The sequence below is a fragment of the Leptospira borgpetersenii serovar Javanica genome, from assembly GCF_003046425.1.
In the GTDB taxonomy this organism is placed as follows: Bacteria; Spirochaetota; Leptospiria; order Leptospirales; family Leptospiraceae; genus Leptospira; species Leptospira borgpetersenii.
The window spans coordinates 122501-140000 of sequence record NZ_QAJG01000007.1; the positions used below are offsets into that span (position 1 = coordinate 122501).

18 protein-coding genes (2 of these 18 cut by a window edge) are annotated in these 17500 nt (G+C 40.4%); 15 read left to right on the top strand and 3 right to left on the bottom strand.

Going from position 1 to position 17500, the window contains the following annotated elements; genetic code table 11:
• The 6 genes from cimA to CLV95_RS07595 all read left to right on the top strand — a co-directional run.
• A protein-coding gene (gene cimA, locus CLV95_RS07570; protein WP_002728541.1) for a (R)-citramalate synthase CimA crosses the window boundary here: on the top strand, nt 1–1257 show its 3' portion. Its footprint begins 294 nt before the window's first position; the window shows 1257 of its 1551 coding nt (coding positions 295–1551); its start codon lies beyond the left edge, outside the window; it ends in the stop codon at nt 1255–1257.
• Complete coding sequence (gene pth / locus CLV95_RS07575; protein WP_002729953.1) at nt 1245–1814, top strand: aminoacyl-tRNA hydrolase; 570 nt, start codon at nt 1245–1247, stop codon at nt 1812–1814. Before cimA ends, pth begins: the two co-directional genes overlap by 13 nt.
• 31 nt (nt 1815–1845) lie before the next feature.
• Complete coding sequence (gene xerC / locus CLV95_RS07580; RefSeq protein WP_002728535.1) at nt 1846–2781, top strand: tyrosine recombinase XerC; 936 nt, start codon at nt 1846–1848, stop codon at nt 2779–2781.
• Entirely contained in the window at nt 2768–3310 is a 543-nt protein-coding gene (hslV, locus tag CLV95_RS07585; RefSeq protein ID WP_002728504.1) for an ATP-dependent protease subunit HslV, read from the top strand. Before xerC ends, hslV begins: the two co-directional genes overlap by 14 nt.
• Before the next feature lie 12 nt (nt 3311–3322).
• The gene (gene hslU, locus CLV95_RS07590; protein WP_016758186.1) at nt 3323–4756 is read left to right on the top strand and encodes an ATP-dependent protease ATPase subunit HslU; all 1434 of its coding nucleotides are present in this window, start codon (nt 3323–3325) and stop codon (nt 4754–4756) included.
• Nucleotides 4757–5052: 296 nt separating this feature from the next.
• A complete protein-coding gene (locus tag CLV95_RS07595; RefSeq protein WP_002735757.1) occupies nt 5053–6423 on the top strand; it encodes a PQQ-dependent sugar dehydrogenase in 1371 nt (456 codons plus the stop codon).
• A gap of 278 nt (nt 6424–6701) precedes the next feature.
• Here the strand turns inward: CLV95_RS07595 and CLV95_RS07600 are convergent, their stop codons facing one another.
• Nucleotides 6702–7532, bottom strand: coding sequence for a hypothetical protein (locus CLV95_RS07600; RefSeq protein WP_002735822.1), 831 nt, complete (start codon nt 7530–7532; stop codon nt 6702–6704).
• Nucleotides 7533–7599: 67 nt separating this feature from the next.
• Between CLV95_RS07600 and CLV95_RS07605 the strand changes: the two genes are divergently transcribed.
• From CLV95_RS07605 to CLV95_RS07620, 4 genes are read left to right on the top strand one after another with little or no spacing between them, the layout of a single operon-like run.
• Complete coding sequence (locus CLV95_RS07605; RefSeq protein WP_002729955.1) at nt 7600–7854, top strand: lipoyl domain-containing protein; 255 nt, start codon at nt 7600–7602, stop codon at nt 7852–7854.
• On the top strand, nt 7851–8729 hold the full coding sequence (locus CLV95_RS07610; protein ID WP_002728508.1) for a metallophosphoesterase family protein: 879 nt from the start codon (nt 7851–7853) through the stop codon (nt 8727–8729). Before CLV95_RS07605 ends, CLV95_RS07610 begins: the two co-directional genes overlap by 4 nt.
• Before the next feature lies 1 nt (nt 8730).
• A complete protein-coding gene (locus CLV95_RS07615; protein WP_002735743.1) occupies nt 8731–9774 on the top strand; it encodes an Mrp/NBP35 family ATP-binding protein in 1044 nt (347 codons plus the stop codon).
• A 44-nt stretch (nt 9775–9818) separates the two neighbouring features.
• Nucleotides 9819–10508, top strand: coding sequence for a hypothetical protein (locus CLV95_RS07620; protein WP_002728430.1), 690 nt, complete (start codon nt 9819–9821; stop codon nt 10506–10508).
• Nucleotides 10509–10526: 18 nt separating this feature from the next.
• On the opposite strand, the gene CLV95_RS07625 is transcribed toward CLV95_RS07620, so the two are convergent.
• Both CLV95_RS07625 and CLV95_RS07630 read right to left on the bottom strand, forming a co-directional pair.
• Complete coding sequence (locus tag CLV95_RS07625) at nt 10527–11141, bottom strand: UbiX family flavin prenyltransferase (RefSeq protein WP_002735739.1); 615 nt, start codon at nt 11139–11141, stop codon at nt 10527–10529.
• On the bottom strand, nt 11138–12052 hold the full coding sequence (locus CLV95_RS07630) for a 4-hydroxybenzoate octaprenyltransferase (protein ID WP_032850909.1): 915 nt from the start codon (nt 12050–12052) through the stop codon (nt 11138–11140). The genes CLV95_RS07625 and CLV95_RS07630 overlap by 4 nt, the downstream gene beginning before the upstream one ends.
• A 103-nt stretch (nt 12053–12155) precedes the next feature.
• Here CLV95_RS07630 and CLV95_RS07635 point away from each other — a divergent pair, with 103 nt between their 5' ends.
• The 5 genes from CLV95_RS07635 to CLV95_RS07655 all read left to right on the top strand — a co-directional run.
• Nucleotides 12156–12809: a hypothetical protein gene (locus CLV95_RS07635; protein ID WP_002728540.1), complete on the top strand. Its 654-nt coding sequence runs from the start codon at nt 12156–12158 to the stop codon at nt 12807–12809.
• 1 nt (nt 12810) lies between these two features.
• Nucleotides 12811–13815, top strand: a complete 1005-nt coding sequence (locus CLV95_RS07640; RefSeq protein ID WP_002728543.1) for an LIC11612 family fibronectin-binding protein — start codon at nt 12811–12813, stop codon at nt 13813–13815.
• Nucleotides 13816–13857: 42 nt separating this feature from the next.
• Nucleotides 13858–14955, top strand: coding sequence for a redox-regulated ATPase YchF (gene ychF / locus CLV95_RS07645; protein ID WP_002728549.1), 1098 nt, complete (start codon nt 13858–13860; stop codon nt 14953–14955).
• A gap of 254 nt (nt 14956–15209) precedes the next feature.
• Nucleotides 15210–16328: an A/G-specific adenine glycosylase gene (gene mutY, locus CLV95_RS07650; protein WP_002728413.1), complete on the top strand. Its 1119-nt coding sequence runs from the start codon at nt 15210–15212 to the stop codon at nt 16326–16328.
• Nucleotides 16325–17500, top strand: partial view of a UbiD family decarboxylase gene (locus tag CLV95_RS07655; RefSeq protein ID WP_002735836.1) — the 5' portion only. Its footprint extends 582 nt past the window's final position; the window shows 1176 of its 1758 coding nt (coding positions 1–1176); it begins with the start codon at nt 16325–16327; its stop codon lies off the right edge, out of view. The genes mutY and CLV95_RS07655 overlap by 4 nt, the downstream gene beginning before the upstream one ends.

The window sequence follows — 17500 nt, forward strand, 5'->3', positions numbered from 1 at the left end:
AGGGTTTTGAATCTCCTCACAAAAGGTTCTCTGCATCATCTCGAGAAACAATTAAACAAAACTCCGAAAGAATTTTTTGCAGACGTTTCCAATGTCATAGAATACGCAATCAAAAATGGCCTTAAGATAAATGTATACCTCGAAGATTGGTCCAACGGATTTAGAAGCAGTCCCGATTATGTCGAAGCACTTGTGAAGCATCTAAGCAAGGAACGTATCGAAAGAATTTTTCTTCCCGATACGTTAGGTGTTCTTTCTCCCGAAGAAACGTTTCAAGGAGTGGACAGTCTCGTTCAAAGGTATCCGAATCTCCATTTCGAATTTCATGGACACAACGACTACGACCTTTCCGTGGCAAACAGCCTTCAGGCAATCCGGGCAGGAGTCAAAGGTCTCCACGCGTCCATGAACGGGCTCGGAGAAAGAGCGGGTAATACTCCACTCGAGGCGCTTGTCACCACAATCCATGATAAGTCTCAGGCCAAGACGAACATAAATGAATTGGCCATTACGGAAGCAAGTCGCCTTGTGGAAGTATTCAGCGGAAAAAGGATCTCTGCAAACAGACCGATCGTAGGAGAGGACGTGTTTACTCAAACCGCGGGAGTTCATGCAGACGGAGACAAAAAAGGAAACTTGTACGCAAATCCGATTCTACCGGAGCGGTTCGGTAGAAAAAGAAGTTACGCGTTAGGTAAGCTTGCTGGCAAAGCGAGCATCTCCGAAAACGTAAAACAACTGGGAATGGTGTTAAGCGACATTGTCCTTCAAAAAGTTTTAGAGAGGGTGATCGAACTCGGAGACCAGAATAAACTCGTGACTCCTGAAGACCTTCCGTTTATCATCGCGGACGTATCCGGAAGGACCGGAGAAAAGGTTCTAACAATCAAATCTTGTAATATTCATTCCGGGATCGGAGTTCGGCCTCACGCTCAGATCGAATTGGAATACCAAGGAAAGGTTCATAAAGAAATTTCCGAAGGGGACGGAGGTTACGACGCATTTATGAATGCGCTCACAAAAATTACCAATCGCCTCGGAATCAGCATTCCTAAGTTGATAGATTACGAAGTTCGAATTCCTCCCGGAGGAAAAACGGATGCTCTCGTAGAAACTATGATCACTTGGAACAAGTCTTTGGATTTGGAAGAAGATCAGACTTTCAAAACAATGGGGGTTCATCCGGATCAAACGATTGCGGCCGTTCACGCAACTGAAAAAATGCTCAATCAGATCCTGCAACCATGGCAAACTTAAAACTTTTACTTGTGGGCATTGGAAACCCTGGCCCAAAATATGCCTATAATCGGCATAACATCGGTTTTGTGATTTTAGATTCTCTTTTAAATTCTTCTTCTGCAAGTTATCAGACGAATTCCAAGTATTCACTTGCAAGAACCGACGAAGAAGGAGTGACGATCTTTTATTTAAAACCTCTTGAATTCATGAATCTTTCCGGAAAAGCAGTCGCCGAAATTGCAAAAAAAAACGGGATTTCTCCGGAGAATATATTAGTCATTCACGATGAAATCGATTTTGAATTCGGAAAGTTAAAACTCAAAGGTGGGGGAGGACATGCTGGACATAACGGCTTGAGAAATATCGTGGAAAAACTCGGAACAAACACATTCTTCCGACTTAGGTTCGGTATCGGAAAACCGTCCACAGCGTCGGAAGTTTCGGATTATGTACTCTCTAATTTTTTCCCTGAAGAAAAGGAAAAAATTCCGGAATTAGTCCAAGTCTCTTTGCAAAAAATCTACGATTGGGTTCGAGAAAGAAAAAACGAATTTCAAAAACCTTCCGATATTTAGTAAGACATATTGTATTGTATGGAGAATTCAGTTGGGTGATTATCCTTTCCAATTTCCTAAATTTCCTTCCTCGCTTCTCAATGAAACTGCGGAAAAATTCATAAACTACTTAAAAATTGAAAAGAACTATTCGCAGAATACCATAAATGCTTATAGTATCGATTTGAAATTCTTCTTCGAATTTTGCGAAAAAGAACAACTCGATATACTTCAGGTTGAACCGGTAGATATCCGGTCTTACTTCGCTTATCTTGCAAAAGAACAGGATCTTGACCGCAGATCCCAAAGTAGGAAGTTATCCTCTCTTAGAACCTTTTATAAAGTTCTCCTCCGAGACGATCAGATCGAGTCCAATCCGGCTACGCAGATCAGTTTTCCGAAAGTCAGGAAAGAAGTCCCTAAAAATTTCAGAATCAATGAAACCGAAGAGATCCTAGAATTCGAAGCGGAAAGGACTTCCGAGATTTTAGAAATTAGGGACAAGGCTATGATCGAAGTTTTATACTCTTCCGGTCTTCGGGTATTCGAGCTTGTAAATGCAAAACTAGGTTCCCTTTCCAAGGATCTAACAGTTCTTAAAGTTCTCGGGAAAGGGCAAAAGGAAAGATTTGTGTATTTTGGTAAGGAAGCCGTCGATTCTTTACGGCGATATTTGGAATATAGAAACGTTTCTTTTCCGGATGTGAAAGAAATTTTTCTGAATCAAAAAGGAAAGAAACTGACGACTCGAGGCGTGCGTTATATTTTGAATGAGAGAAGAAAAAAAATGGGTTGGGAAAAGAAGATCACCCCCCATAAGTTCAGACATACCTTTGCGACCGATCTACTAGACGCGGGGGCGGATATCAGAGCGGTACAGGAATTACTCGGACATTCTTCTCTTTCCACAACTCAGATTTATTTGAGTGTAAGTAAGGAAAAAATCAAAGAAGTTTATAGAAAGGCTCATCCTCATGCCAGAAAATAAAATTCGTTCCACAACTATTCTTTGTGTACGTAAAAGCGGAAAAGTCGCCATCGGTGGCGACGGTCAGGTTTCTATGGGAAACACTGTCATGAAAAACACCGCAAAAAAGATCAGAAGACTCTATGACGGGAAAATTCTTTCCGGTTTTGCAGGCTCGGCGGCGGATGCGTTTACTCTTTTTGAACTTTTTGAAAAAAAGGTTCAAGAATTTGGAGGAAGTCTTTCCAGAAGCGCTGTGGAACTTGCAAGAGAATGGAGAACGGATCGAATGCTTCGAAAACTTGAGGCACTTTTAATCGTCGCGGATAAGGAGGAATCTTTTTTGATTTCGGGAACCGGAGATGTGATTTCACCCGACGAAGGAGTAATCGCGATTGGTTCCGGAGGTAACTATGCATTGGCAGCGGCTAAGGCTCTTTACGATCATACGGATTTGTCCGCGAGAGAAATTGTAGAATCATCCATGAAAATCGCAGCAAACATTTGTATTTATACGAACGATCACATTACCCTAGAAGAAATTCTTTAAAGATAAAAATATATGACAGACTACTCCAAAGACCAGGACCTTATGTTGCCGATCGAAGAAGAGCTAACTCCTCGACAAATCGTCACAAAATTGGACGAACATATCATCGGCCAAAAAAATGCGAAAAAGGCAGTTGCAATCGCTCTTAGAAATAGAACCAGACGCAAAAAACTGGATCTTGAAATGAGAGAAGAAATTTATCCGAAGAATATTATTATGATCGGACCTACCGGAGTCGGTAAAACGGAAATTGCTAGAAGACTCTCTAAACTCTGCGGAGCTCCATTTTTAAAAGTAGAAGCCACAAAATACACCGAAGTCGGTTATGTCGGAAGAGATGTTGAATCCATGATTCGGGATCTCGCAGTCATTTCGATGAATCTTGTAAAACAGGAATTTAGAACCAAGGTAGAAGAAACCGCAAAACAAAAGGCGGAAGAAGCTTTGCTTGATATTCTTCTTCCATTTCCTGTTGAGAATAAATATAATCCCGGGCAAGCCGCCGATTTTAAGACTTCTTCTACGGACGAAGAAGAAAGAAAAACTCATTTTTTCGAAACTAGAGAATTTATGAGAAAAAAATTAAAAACGGGAAAACTAGACGATCAGGAAGTAGAATTGGATCTTCCAAACCCAAGCGTGTCTCAGATTCCGATGCTTCAGGTTTTTGGAGCGGGAAATTTGGACGATTTAGACAATCAACTTCAGAATGTTTTGGGAGATTTGCTTCCCAAAAAAAATAAAAAACGTAAACTCAAAATTCCAGAAGCCATTAAGACATTAGAAGAATTCGAAGCGGATAAACTTTTGGATCCGGATAAGGTACAAAGAGAAGCTCTACGAAGAGTTGAGGAAATGGGAATCATATTTCTGGATGAGATCGATAAGATAGCGGGAAGAGAAGGAAAAAACGGAGCAGACGTTTCCAGAGAAGGGGTTCAAAGAGACCTTCTTCCGATCGTGGAAGGAGCGACAGTGAACACAAAAATCGGTCCCGTAAAAACCGATCATATTCTTTTTATAGCCGCGGGTGCGTTTCACATGACGAAACCTTCCGACCTCATTCCGGAACTTCAGGGAAGATTTCCGATCCGCGTAGAACTTGAAAAACTTTCAAGGGAGGATTTTGAAAAAATCCTGACGGCCCCTCGCTCTTCTCTCACCAGACAATACGAGGCTTTGCTTTTTACGGACGGAATTCAGTTGGAGTTTTCTTCGGACGGAATTCAGGAAATCGCAAGAATTGCATACGATATGAACGAGAAACACGAGAATATCGGAGCCAGAAGACTCAACACGATTTTAGAACGCCTTCTTGAGGAAGTAAGTTTTGAAGGCCCCGATCTTCCGGAAAATCAAAAGAATATAAAAATCGACGGAAAGTATGTTATGGATCGTTTGCAAGGTGTGATTCAAGATAAGGATCTCAGTCAGTATATTCTCTAAAAAAACATTTAACGGTTCTTTCTATTTTTTCAAATTGAGAATCTGAATTCTTATCAAGAACTTGTTCCAAAACCTTAGAATGTAGGAACTCCAACGGGAGTAACAACTATAGACAAAATGACATCCCCTTCTGGGCTTGAGAAACGAGGATTAGATGCGAGCTTGTAACTGATTTCTTTTCAGGTTTTTGAACAAGCTCCAAATCGTTTCTTTTAGATTTTGATTTCTTCGCCGTTCACGTAAAAAGTTTCCAATTTGATTTGACTCGTCTTCGAGAAATAGAATTCTGTGACGCTATGTTTTGTACAATCGAATTCGGCTCGTTCTGTTTCATTAAAATAAAATCAAATATCTTTCAGAATCCGTTTTCAAAATTGATTTTAAGCTTTTTGAGATCTAAGAACGTTTTCCAGTGGGTTCGAAAAATTTCCATTTATATTCTTGTTTCGGGTGCCCTGTTTTTGACGAACGGTTGCGAGCAGATTCAAAATATTCTCGTGGAAATTTTAGGAGCGTCTGACAAGTATAAGGCGGAAGGAAATGCGAATTTTCTTCATCCCATTTATTCCGGAAAAGACGAGACTAAGGAAAAAATTTCTATTTCTCTCAAAGAAATATCTGCGGGTTTCAGGCAACCTACGGATATACAGTTTCCGCCGGGAGAAACGGAATTTTTTTTGGTTACCGAACAAAAGGGGAGACTTCGTTGGGGTAAGGTTCGCAAAAATGAAACCGGAACATTATTGATTTTGAATGTTCTTTCTGAATCGGAGCAAGGTTTGCTTGGCCTTGCGTTTCATCCCGATTTTGCAAAGAATGGGAAATTCTATCTTAATTACGTCCTAAAAGTAAACGGAAAAGATACGAGTCGAGTCAGCGAATGGGTCGCGTCTTCCCCAAAAGATTTAGCGCATTCTAAAATTACTTCCGAACGGATTATTATGGAAGTGATTCAACCTTACCCGAATCACAACGCGGGACAACTTGCGTTTGGTCCGGATCAGTATCTCTACGTAGGTTGGGGAGACGGAGGTTGGATGGGCGACCCAAAGAAAAATGGACAAAATCCTAAAACGTTTTTAGGAAGTATGCTCCGTATAGATGTAAACTCAACGGAAAATGGAAAGGGTTATAAGGTTCCTCAGGATAATCCTTTTGTAAAAGATTCCTGCTGTGTTCCAGAGACATTCGCATACGGTTTTCGAAACCCTTGGAGGTACAGTTTTGACCCAAAAGGAAGATTGATCCTTGCGGATGTCGGGCAAGATCTTTGGGAAGAAATCAATATAGTAGAGCGTGGGAAAAATTACGGATGGAACATTAGAGAAGCGAATCATTGTTTCGATCCGAAGCAGAATTGCAGAACAGAGGGTCTAACCGACCCGATTTACGAGTACGGTCGTGAAGAAGGACAATCGATCACAGGTGGCTATGTATATTCGAATTCAGAAATTTCAGATTTGAATGGAAAATACATTTTTGCAGACTTTGTTTCAGGTAGAATTTGGGCATTGGAACTTCCAGAACAATTGGGCCAACCTGCAAAAAAAGTTTATACACTTGGAAAATGGCCGTTACTTATTTCTTCCTTTGGAAAAGATTCAACCGGAAAAGTATATTTAAGCGATTTTGGGAGTGGAAAAATCTATCGAATCGATCCAAAGTAAAAATTTTAATTTTATTATGAAGAACCGGTCTTAAAACCTAACACTCACGAGCTGTAGGAACTCTTACAAATTCAAGTCATGGTAAAAACTACAAATAGCCAAAAGAGGCATAATTTGTAGGAACTCCTCGGTTTTTTTAAAAACTTGCCAATTTTTTTAGATCGGCTGGCTCTAAGTGAAATATATCATCATAACATAGAAGTAGTTTTAGGGATTTACAATTGGTATTCCATAATATATTAAAGTTTCAGAACAAATAGGGAGTCGAAAAAGTTTGACTAGAAATCCATTTTCAGACCGGTGATTGGATATTTCATATAAACGGTTGTTGTTCTTGCACCGGAAGTGATTGTAAGCAAATCGAGTGGATTAAGACCGATGGAATAAAAACCTTCATCAATCATTGCAATTCCGAAACCTGCGCTTTCTTTTTCGTTTAAAAATTCGGGACGAAAGAAATCCGCAGAGTTACCGCGGTCAAAGAGCTCTTTGTGCTTGAGTCTGGATTCTTGAATTCTTTGAAAATCCAAATGATGAATGGGGGAATCGTTACGAATTCGAAAACTCAATTCTTCGGAAGTAACACGAATTTTTAACGAAATGTTCATATTGTATTTTTTGATTTTTGCCCGAACATCGGTTAAAAAAGCTTTCTCGTTTTCCGTTAAAGTCTTCTTTTTAGTACGAATTTTGTCTTCCAGAAAGAGGACGTTTTGCACCTGCTTCTTTACTTTCTCAGGAACGATGTAACGATGCATAGCATCTCGAAGCAGGGAAGTCTCCATAATGATTTTCAGAAGTTCTTCCGCGTCTTGGGGATTGGACTCTCCCTGCTCTAATTTTTTAAGAAGTTCGTCTCGGAAAATTATATGACGAATATTCGCTTTGATTGCATTGAGTAATGCTTCCATAAGCCCGCTGAAAAGGTGAAAGCCGGCTAAAGGGTTTGCTCCGATTTCGGCTAAGATTCCGTTCACGAGTTCGGATAAGATGTCACGAGTGGGCTTTGTTAACCCTTTGAGTTCAAGGTGAAAGAATTTTTTCTTTTTAAGAGTTTCGATATTTTTCAGAATCTCGCTACCTTTGAGCGCTGTTTTCTGGTTTGCCATATATTCCCACCGAGTTTTTTAGGTATCATTGATGCATAAAGCCTTTTACGCAAGTTTGTTTTAAATCATGGAATTAAAATCTAACATTTTTGAATTGGTCACACCCGACCTTGGAGATACAGATAAGATCGAACTCGTCCACTGGAATGTGAAGTTAGGAGACTCAGTGGAACCAGGTCAGGAAATTTTAGAACTTGTTACCGACAAGGCATGTTTCCCTATGGAGTCTCCTGTGAAAGGCAGACTAACACAAATCATAAAAGAGAAAGGATCAATTGTCCAAAAAGCCGAAGTGTTGGGAATCTTAGAACTTTTCGAATGAAAATCCTTCATCTTTCAGACTTACACTTTCCGACTTCGGTTCCATTCTTTCAACTCAAGGGAAAGATGTTTGTGGGATACTTAAATTATAATCTTAGAAGAAGGAAAAAATATCCTAAGAATATTTGGGACTCGATTTTAAATTTCATTCGTGAAACGAATCCAGATGCGATCGTCGTATCAGGAGATATTACCAACGTATCCCACGAAGAGGAATTCAAAGCGGCCTTAAAAATGTTAAGCGAACTTCCTCAAGAAAAGGTTTTTTATATTCCGGGAAATCACGACCGTTACGTGAAACAGTCCGTGGGGGAAAACGCTTTTTACGAAAAGTATTTCTCCAAACTTTCGGGAGAATCGATTTCCCATAATGCGCACTATATTCGAATCAAAAAGATCCAAGACCTTCACTTTGTAGGTTGGGATTCTAATATTCCCCTTTCGATTCTAAATGCTTATGGAAGAATACGGCCGGAAGTAGTCATACAAACGAAGAAAACGCTTTCAGAAAGGAAAATTCGAAATTACGTTCTCGTATGTCATCATCCGATTTGGAATCCGACAAATAAACAAGAAACCATACATCATAAATTATTAAATCGGGAAGAGATCGCTTCCTTATTAAAAGAACAACCCCCGCTTGTTTATCTACACGGTCACGTCCACACGAACTGGGTAAAATTTCCAGGAGATGAATTGCCTTATTACGTTGTGAATTCTGCCTCGAGTACACGTCTTTCCGATACAACACATGAGAGCGGATTTCATCTGTTGGAAATTCAAAAGCAGAATGTAGAAATTCAAAGATATACTTACAATTTAGAAAAGTCTAAGTTTACGGAAGCCCCCCTGGTTTCCTATTCAGAAAAGGAATAAAATGGCAACGATTGAAGCGGCTAAAATTCAAAGAGAATTGACCAAGATCAAACACCCGGAACTCAAAAAGGATATCGTCTCTCTCGGTATGATCGGCTCTCTTGATATTCAAGAAGGAGAAACGAATATTCTCCTCAAAACCCCGAACCAAGATAGAAGGGTTCAGATCGGCCTGGAAGCGCAAATCCGCCAGATTCTCACCAAACTGGAAGGAATCGGAAAAGTGAAGATTAAATTCGAAGTGGATCCTAAACTTGTTCTCGATGATTCCAATAAAATTCCGGGTGTTCTGAATGTAATTGCAATCGGTTCCGGAAAAGGCGGAGTCGGCAAGTCGACCGTTACAGTGAACCTTGCAGCAATTGCAGTTTCGCTTGGATACAAGGTTGGGATTTTAGACGCGGACATTTACGGACCCTCCATCGGAAAAATGTTTGGAGTCAACGGAAGAGTCGCGTTGAAAGCCGAAGAAGATAAAATTTATCCTCTGATAAAAGACGGCATCAAACTCATTTCGTTCTCTTTTTTAATCGATGAAAAACAGCCAGTTGTCTGGAGAGGACCGATGCTTGGAAAAGCAGTGGAACAATTTCTCTATGACATTGTATGGGATGAACTTGATTATCTTTTTATTGATCTTCCTCCAGGAACCGGAGACGTTCAACTTTCACTCGCTCAGTTGATTGATTTGGACGGAGCCTTGATTGTAACCACACCTCAATCGGTCGCACTTTTGGATGCGACTCGAGCTTCTGCAATGTTCTCTCAAGTGAAAGTTCCGATACTTGGAGTTGTTGAAAATATGAGTGAGTTCATCTGCCCCAAGTGCGGACACGTTTCTGCCATATTTAGCAAAGGTGGAGGGCGGAAATTAGCCGATTCATCCGAAACAAGTTTTCTTGGTGGCATTCCTCTTACGATGGACATTATGAACGCCGGAGAAAGCGGTAGTCCCGTTGTACTCAAGGATAAAAAGAGTCCTGTGTATCAAGCTTACAAAACTATATTTGATAACTTAAACGAGGAAATAAAAAAGTGGGAATAATACGAGCTTTGGAGTCTGTTGTACATAGATATGGGAGGTGAACCTTGAAGTTTGAAAAAGGATCGGAAAAAAAACCTACAGGTAATTTAATCGTATATTGCAACGTATTCGGCGAAAACCCTCTCAGCCCCGGAGGAAAGATCATAGCGTCTAACGTAGTAGTGAGTTTTTTAAAAATCGGAGAAAATTTTCCCGTCGTGACATTCCCACCTGTGTCGTTGGAAAGTTATGAAGAACTAAAAAAAGTCATCTCAGAAAATATAGAGAAATACGATGTGATTAAGATCCGAGACTTCGAGATGCCTACTTCCAAAGAAGCTTCCAATGATTATATTCAGGAAAGAATGGATCAGTTCAACAGTGTTGTGATCAAATATGTTGAAATTTGTAAAAATCGGGAAGTAGGCGGAGGATTGGTCGATTTTCCGGAAGAAGAAAGCGGTGTTAGAGAATATCTGGATGCACTTGCAAATCTTTCTCTGAAAATCAGGAGATCTACCGGAATTGCAAGAGAAGCATCCTTGATCAAAATGGATCAACTCGTGGAAAATTTCTCCACCAAACATCCGGAATTCGACTTGGACAATTTCAAAAAGGCTCTTTCTTTACCCGGACAAACTGGGGAAGAATTGATCGGACTTTATCTTCAGAAGTTCAACGCGATCTCGAAAGAGAACTACGAAGATGCATCTACTCTCAAGAAAAAGATCCACGACATAGAATACTTCGCTTAATAAGAATTATTTCCCAATTCAAAGGTCGTTATCACGAGGAGTCCATCGTGGATATAGATCCAGTTCCATGCCTAAAAGCCTAAAAATTCTTTCGCTGATGAAATCGCCCAAATCCTCCAGTGTTTTAGGCATCTGATAAAATCCGGGAGAAGCGGGAAGAATGATTGCGCCTGCATCATGAAGTTCCAGCATATTTTTCAAATGAATCCGATTGTAAGGCGTTTCTCTGGGAACGAGTAAAAGAGTTCTTCTTTCTTTCAAAGTAACATCAGCCGCTCTTTCGATAAGATTCTCTGTCATACCTGCGTTAATCGAAGCGATCGTCTTCATGGAACAAGGAAGAACCACCATCCCTTTCCAAGAATTGGAACCCGAACCGATATCCGCTCCGATGTCAGCAAAATTGCGGATTTCAAACGCGTGAGAAGTATTCTGAATCTTATATTTCGAAATTATAAAGTCTAGGAGTTCTTTCGGTGAGGAGACTTTACATTCCATTTCTTCTCGAAACACTCTAAGAGAAGCCGGACTGCAGATGAAAAACGTAGTCCCTTTGATCGTAAAAAGGGCTTTGATAAATCTTTCAGCGTAGATGGAACCGCTTGCTCCTGCCATTCCTAAAACAAGCCTCATCTTAAATACGCGTTGTCGCCAAGAATCGCAAGATAAAAAATCCGATCCGATAATAATCCCGTGAAAAGAATCAAGGATATGTAAGAATGAAACCGATAAAATTTTGCAGGAAAAAGATCTTCTCCGCAAGCCCTCGCGATTTTATGTTCTTGAAATAGGAGATATCCTGTAACCGTCAAAAAAATTAAAAAGATCGGCCCCAGATTCGAAACGATTCCCGCCGCAAATAAAAAGCAGATGCAAAAAACGTGACTTACAATTGCGATTGAAAGAGAATTTTTTCTTCCGAATTTTGCAGGAATCGAATAAAGACCTTCCTTTCGATCGAAATCCTGATCTTGAAGAGCGTAAAGAATATCAAATCCCGCAAGATTGAAAGCAAGTCCAATTGTCCACAAAATCGGTTCCAAGACGATTTCTTCTCGTATCGCGACCCAAGTTGCAAGAGGCGCCAGACCAATCGAAAAGCCTAAAATGAAATGGCAGAGCCAAGTAAATCTTTTTGAGAAAGAATATCCCAAAAGAATCATAAGAGTTGGAAAAGAAAGTCGCCAAGTCATAGGATTGATGAACCAGCTCGCAATAAAAAATCCTAAAGAAGATAAAACGACGAACAATACCGCGGAACGTTTTGAAATTTTTCCCGCCGGAATTTCTCGTTTTTTGGTGCGCTCGTTTTGTGCGTCGATGCCCGTGTCCACGATTCGATTGAAACCCATCGCCGCAGATCTTGCAAAGATCATCGAAAACAAAATAAGAATCGAAAGAATCGTCCAATCCAAAACGGACTTTCCGTGTGTCTTTAAGAACGCAAGAATAAATGCGATTCCCGCAAAAGGGAGAGCAAACAGTGTATGAGAAAATTTGATGAGACTTCCATATTGCTTCAGGGAGGTTAGTGATGTGTTCATGAGGGATAAGATTTTAAAATTCCAAGGTTCTTTTCCTACATAAAATCCAAGAGAAAGTTTAAAAAGCGATGATTTTTTCCGCCTTCTTAAAAAGGATACGTTTATGATCGTAGTCTCGACAAAAAGTTTCGTATCCACAGAGCCGATTCGTTCTTTTCTCCAAAAAATCATCCAAGAACCGAAACAACATTCTAGGTGGCTAAATACGATTTCCTTTTTGGAACATATCGGTTCCAGGAAAATTCTTGCTACACAGAGTGGAATCGGAACGGGAGAGATGATTCTTAGACACGCGTCAGAGGAGGCAAGACACGCACATTTTTTCAAACGGATGAGCGAACGAATTTCTCCCGGTTCTTGCCCGGATTATCAAGCCGGAAATTTGCACTGCGGTTTTTCGGCATTTTTATACTTTCAGAGACTGGACGGAATGGTTTTGAAAAATCTGAACGTTTCCGGAATTCAAGACAAAAAGCAATCTTTCCTTTCCTATCTTTACGTAACTCATCTCATCGAGGAAAGAGCGGATTTTCTCTATAAAGAATACGATCGGATTTTGAAAGAGAACCAAATTCCTGTAAATTTAAAAGCGGTTCTTAAAGAGGAGGAATTTCATCTCGCGGAAATGCAAGCGACATTGATAACGGAGGATCCCGAATACAGAACACGTTACGCTTTCTTTCAAGAAAAGGAGGAAAAGAATTATCTAAAGTTCGAAAAAGCTCTATTAAAGTCCGTAGGATTAGCTGATATTTAAGATGTTTCGAATGGTTTTCAGAGGTGTTCTTGCCGTCGTTCTAACGTTTGATATATTCTGTTTTTCGAATATATTTTCAGAAACCGGCGGACTTAAAGACCGTCCGATCAGTGTCGTACTCGTTTGTAAACCTTCCGCCAAGGAAGATAAACCCAGGTTTTACAGATCCACTTCTTTATTTTTTAAAAGGCTTAAAAATAAACGGATCCAGGAAAATGGGACCGCATATTTAGTCGGTTACGGTTCATTTTCCTCCGAAGCCGCTGCGGAGCAATTAAAACTTGCCGGAGAAAATGGATACGATCTATATATCTTTCCGAAAGATGTAGAAAATCTGCCTCTATCCGGAAGTGAAGTTGTACCTTGGATTGGCTTTCTCGCAGAAAAAAAGGAAATTATAAAAACTAAAAAAAATACGAATCAAAAATCCAAAATCGGAAAACCTGTAAAAAACAAAAAAAGCAAGGAAAAACAAACGAACTCCGCCGAAAAATATTCTAAGAAAAAAAGGCAATTCAATTCTAAGATTCACAATTCTGAGAAAAAAGTAGAATCCTCGATTTCACAATCAACATCCGAAAGCGTTTCTACTCAAACGCAAACGATCCCTACACCAACACAATCTGCAACAAACAGTAAAATCGGAAACGATTCTTTCGAATTGAGTTTTGACACTTTAAAGTTTTGGTTTTCTACGAATGTCAATTCGATGGAGTTTCCTTGGGAATCGGATAAAATTTTTTTCCTACTCGGAGATAAAATCGTACAAGATTCATTTTCCGAAAAAACGAAAGACAGAACTCTGATTCGGCTCTTGAATTTTCCGCAGGACTTAAGATTCAATGATGGGATTTATGATACCGGTTGTGCGTCTTCTCGGATTCCGAATGGGGTTTCTGTCTTACATTTTTTCTTTCGGGGAAATCGGTTGATTCGTCTCCGACAAGAAAGTTTTTCTCTCAACAGTAGTAGCGACGGTTCCGGTAAATCCTGGGAACTGGAGTGATTTTACTTTTCGCTTCGACCTGTCTCGGAAAATCTGGACTTCATGAGTCTGAATTGCGGTATTGTCGGCCTTCCCAATGTAGGTAAATCTACCATTTTTAACGCCCTTACAAAAGCGGGTGCACAGATGGAAAATTATCCGTTTTGTACCATCGAACCTAACAAAGGAATTGTGGAAGTTCCAGATTTAAGACTAGAGCGACTCGCGGAAATCGCAAAACCTCAAAAGGTAGTTCCCGCTATCATAGAATTCGTGGACATCGCCGGTCTTGTCAAAGGTGCTAGCCAAGGAGAAGGTCTTGGTAATAAATTTCTTTCCCATATCCGAGAAGTGGATGCGATTTGTCACGTTGTGCGTGCCTTCGAAGATGAAAACGTTACCCACGTTCATGGGAAAATAAATCCTGTGGACGACGCGGCAGTTGTAAACATGGAATTGATTTTCGCGGATTTAGACAGTGCAGACAAACAATTTCAAAGAATTTCAAAAAATGCTAAGAATGGAAACAAAGAAGCACAGGAGCAGACTTCCGTTCTCGAAAAAATTTTAACCCTTTTAAAGGCAGGGAAACCTGCCAGACTCGCCTCACTAAAAGACGAGGAAAAAAAGATCGCAAAAAACTTTCAATTGATTACTTTAAAACCGGTTATGTATGTGGCAAACATCGCGGACAAAGACGCTGCAAAAAAAGATACTCCTTTGCTTACTCAAATCAAACAGATGGCAAAGGAAGAAAACGCCGAACTCGTGATCCTATGCGGTCGTTTCGAAGAAGAGATTTCCGGTTTGAATCGTAACGAACAACTCGACTTTTTAAAAGAGATCGGAGAAACTGAAAGTGGTCTAGATCGTATGATTAAAACCGCATATAAACTTCTTGGTTTGATCACGTTTTTTACGGCCGGGGAAATGGAAGTGAGAGCCTGGACGACTTCATGGAACAGTACCGGACCTAAAGCGGCTTCTGTGATTCATTCCGATTTTGAAAAGGGATTCATCCGGGCCGAGGTTATGAGCTATGAAGACTTAGACAGGGCCGGAACTCAAGCAAAAGTAAAGGAAGAAGGCAAACTTCGAATTGAAGGAAAAGAATACGTAGTACAAGACGGAGATGTCGTTTATTTTCGAATCAACGCCTAGAACCCGTCTTAAAACGTTAGGAATGTAGGAGCTATTACAATCTTAAACGATGGGAGAAAACCTTCAATATGAAGGTTTTTGTGGGAACTCCCACGTTTTTTAAAAATTTACCGGATCGTTTAGAGATATTTTTCCTTAGGTTTTGAGACGGGTTCTTAGTGAAATCTTATTTATTTCAGTAAAGAAGATGAAAACAAGATTTACCTTCGTTCAGCGTATCATTCCATGTAAAGAAATTCATTTCCCTTACGACAGTGAAATTTAAAATAAATCCAAAACTTCTGATCGAACTCAGAGAAAATTTGCTTTCTTGGTTTCAAAAAAACAAAAGAAAGCTTCCTTTTCGAATCAACAAAAATGCCTATCGAATTTGGGTGAGCGAGATCATGCTTCAGCAGACTCGGGTCGCCGCGATGCTTCCAATTTACGAAACATTCTTAAAAAGATTTCCGGATCCGAAAGCTCTGCAAGATGCATCAGAAGAAGAGGTGATGAAATACTGGAAAGGACTCGGTTATTATTCGCGAGCTCGAAATTTAAAAAAGGGAGCGGAGCTTCTCGTTGAAAAATATGAAGGTCGTTTTCCCGAAGATTATGAAGAGGCTCTTTCGATTCCCGGAGTGGGGAGTTATACAGCCTCCGCTGTTTTGTCAATCGCTTATGGGAAACCTTATGCCGTTTTGGACGGGAATGTGAAACGCGTATTATCGAGATTGTTTCTGATCGAATCAGATCCTAATTTAAATTCGACTAATCAGGTTCTTGCAGACCTAGCTCAAAAATTTTTAACACCTGACGACCCTGGAAATCATAACGAAGCGATGATGGAATTGGGTGCGCTTGTTTGTATTCCAGTTCCAAATTGTTCCGCGTGTCCATTCGAAAATCATTGTGAAGCAAAAGGAGCCGGAAAAGAAAAGGAAGTTCCGGCAACTAAATCAGTGGAAAATTGGGTGGATTTAGACCTCAACTTTCTTTTTTTGAAATCATCCGGTCGTATTCTTTTGGTGAAATACACAACTCGAAGATTTTTCAAGACAATCTATTCCTTGCCGTTTCGATTGGAGGGGGAACATCCTTATGAAAAGGATGAGTGGGTGGAAGAATTATTCGCCGATTCCGGAGTGATACAGAATTCTCTGAGATCAAGGCATTCCATCACGAATCATCGGATTCGATTGAAGTTCAGCGAACTTGATGAAAAGAACGTTGTTCGAATCGAAAAAAGTCTTCAAAAGAGAAAGGATATCCAATTTAAATGGGTAAACGAATCGGATCTCAAGGAAGAATTCCCATCTTCTATATCCGGAAAATTGATCAGGCTTAGAAATAAAAACAAAAAACAACCGGAGCTTCCGGTGGAAAATTTATGAAACTTCGATCCACAGCGGAATTCGTAAAGGAATTACAAAAGCAAAAGGAACTTCTCGTCATAGAAGAGGAAGTAAATCCAGTATTAGAATTAGCTGAAATTCAAAGAAGGGTCGTTTCTAAAAGAGGACCGGCAATTCTTTTTAAAAACGTAAAAGGCTCCCGCTTTAGCGTCGCAACTAACCTCTACGGTTCCGAAAAAAGAATGAAGATTGCGTTCGGAGAGGACCCGATCAAGTTTGTACAAAAAATCGCACATACGATCCAGCATATTATTCCCCCGACTCCGACTAAAATTTGGGCTTTGAGAAATCTTGCCTTTCAAGCATTGAGAGTCGGGCTCAAAAAAGTGAACACGGCTCCGATTCTTGAAAATACATTAGATTCTTTGCATGAACTTCCTACAATCAAGTCCTGGCCGAAAGATGGAGGAAATTTCGTTACTCTTCCTTTGGTTTATACGGAAAGTCCCAAAACCGGAAAGGGAAATCTAGGAATGTACCGAATTCAGATTCACGGACCGATGGAAACCGGGATGCACATCCAAATCCACAGAGGCGGTGGAAATCATTACTACGAGGCGGAAAAGGCAGGTTTGCCTCTTCCAGTACATATTTATACGGGAGGTCCTCCTGGTTTGACAATCGCCGCTGTCGCTCCTTTACCCGAGGAAATCAGCGAACTGATTCTCGCTTCGCTTTTGTTAGGCGAAAAGCTTAAAATCAAGAGAGACAAGAATGTTTCTTCTCTTCCAATCGTAGCGGATGCGGATTTTCTAATTCAAGGTACGATCCCTCCCAAGATTCGAAAGCCGGAAGGGCCGTTTGGAGATCACTACGGGTATTACGCGTTAAAACACGATTATCCGGTCGTCCAGGTTCAAAAAATCTATCATCGAAAGGATGCGATTTGGCCTGCGACTGTGGTGGGCCGTCCTCCTCAGGAAGATCATTGGATTGCAGAGTATCTCCAGGATCTTTTATCTCCTTTATTTCCCGTGGTAATGCCTGCGGTAAGGGGAATTTGGGCTTACGAAGAATCCGGGGTGCATTCTCTTGCAGCTGCTATAGTTAAGGAAAGATACCAAGGAGAAGCGTTCACCGGCGCACTTCGAATTTTAGGAGAAGGGCAACTTTCCCTTACAAAGGTACTACTCGTAACGGATCAGAATGTG

Coding starts and splice junctions, on each gene's coding strand:
- pth (WP_002729953.1), top strand. CDS start 1,245: ATGGCAAACTTAAAACTTTTACTTGTGGGCATTGGAAACCCTGGCCCA.
- CLV95_RS07630 (WP_032850909.1), bottom strand. CDS start 12,052: ATGAACACATCACTAACCTCCCTGAAGCAATATGGAAGTCTCATCAAA.
- CLV95_RS07605 (WP_002729955.1), top strand. CDS start 7,600: ATGGAATTAAAATCTAACATTTTTGAATTGGTCACACCCGACCTTGGA.
- CLV95_RS07640 (WP_002728543.1), top strand. CDS start 12,811: ATGTTTCGAATGGTTTTCAGAGGTGTTCTTGCCGTCGTTCTAACGTTT.
- ychF (WP_002728549.1), top strand. CDS start 13,858: ATGAGTCTGAATTGCGGTATTGTCGGCCTTCCCAATGTAGGTAAATCT.
- CLV95_RS07635 (WP_002728540.1), top strand. CDS start 12,156: ATGATCGTAGTCTCGACAAAAAGTTTCGTATCCACAGAGCCGATTCGT.
- CLV95_RS07625 (WP_002735739.1), bottom strand. CDS start 11,141: ATGAGGCTTGTTTTAGGAATGGCAGGAGCAAGCGGTTCCATCTACGCT.
- CLV95_RS07600 (WP_002735822.1), bottom strand. CDS start 7,532: ATGGCAAACCAGAAAACAGCGCTCAAAGGTAGCGAGATTCTGAAAAAT.
- CLV95_RS07595 (WP_002735757.1), top strand. CDS start 5,053: ATGTTTTGTACAATCGAATTCGGCTCGTTCTGTTTCATTAAAATAAAA.
- CLV95_RS07615 (WP_002735743.1), top strand. CDS start 8,731: ATGGCAACGATTGAAGCGGCTAAAATTCAAAGAGAATTGACCAAGATC.
- hslV (WP_002728504.1), top strand. CDS start 2,768: ATGCCAGAAAATAAAATTCGTTCCACAACTATTCTTTGTGTACGTAAA.
- CLV95_RS07610 (WP_002728508.1), top strand. CDS start 7,851: ATGAAAATCCTTCATCTTTCAGACTTACACTTTCCGACTTCGGTTCCA.
- hslU (WP_016758186.1), top strand. CDS start 3,323: ATGACAGACTACTCCAAAGACCAGGACCTTATGTTGCCGATCGAAGAA.